2 protein-coding genes are annotated in these 576 nt (G+C 80.2%); one reads left to right on the top strand and one right to left on the bottom strand.

Annotated elements, in window-relative coordinates; all coding sequences use genetic code 11:
• The coding region (locus CBZ_RS21590; RefSeq protein ID WP_218022848.1) for a hypothetical protein at positions 1-210 on the bottom strand (210 nt) is incomplete at its 3' end.
• On the opposite strand from CBZ_RS21590, the gene CBZ_RS21585 reads away from it, so the two are divergent.
• The coding region (locus CBZ_RS21585; protein ID WP_218022847.1) for a hypothetical protein at positions 209-576 on the top strand (368 nt) is incomplete at its 3' end. The two genes, CBZ_RS21590 and CBZ_RS21585, sit on opposite strands and share 2 nt — an antisense overlap.

The raw sequence follows: 576 nt of genomic DNA, 5'->3' as shown, positions 1-576 counted from the left end.
CGCGGAGATCCTCGACGCCCACGCCGCGCGGGGGCGCGGCGACGTCGCCGCGACGGCTGCGGCCGCGTCGGCGGCGCACCGCTCGCTCGCGCGGGCGCCCTGGCCGTTCCCGGCCTTCTCGACGTACCGCGGCTGGGCGCGGGACCTGCGCGCCACCGGGTTGTTCTGGTCCGGTCGGGTGGACGCGGCCCGGACCGAGCTGGAGCGCATGCTGCGCGACGACGACACGCCCGCGCTCGGCCTCACGGCGCTCAACGGGCAGGCGTACCTCGCGCTGTGCGACGCGGTGCAGGGCCGGTACGCGTCCGCCGACGCCCGGGCCGCGGCGACGCTCGGCCTCGCGGAGGAGTCCGGCTGGTCCACGTACGAGCAGCTGCGGCCCGCGTACGCGGCCGCGGCGATCGCGGGGCTCGCACGCGGCGACTGGCGGGCGGCGGACCGCGCCCTGGCCTACGGGTGGGCGGCCGACGTCGGCGGCGACGAGCCGGTGCTGGTCGTGGCCCTGCACGCGGTGCAGGCGCAGGTCGCGGTCGCGTCGGGGCGGACCCGCGCGGCGACCGCGGCCCTGCTGGACGC

It is taken from the genome of Cellulomonas biazotea (assembly GCF_004306155.1).
Classification (GTDB): Bacteria; Actinomycetota; Actinomycetes; order Actinomycetales; family Cellulomonadaceae; genus Cellulomonas; species Cellulomonas biazotea.
This window is presented reverse-complemented; position numbering and strand designations above follow the sequence as displayed.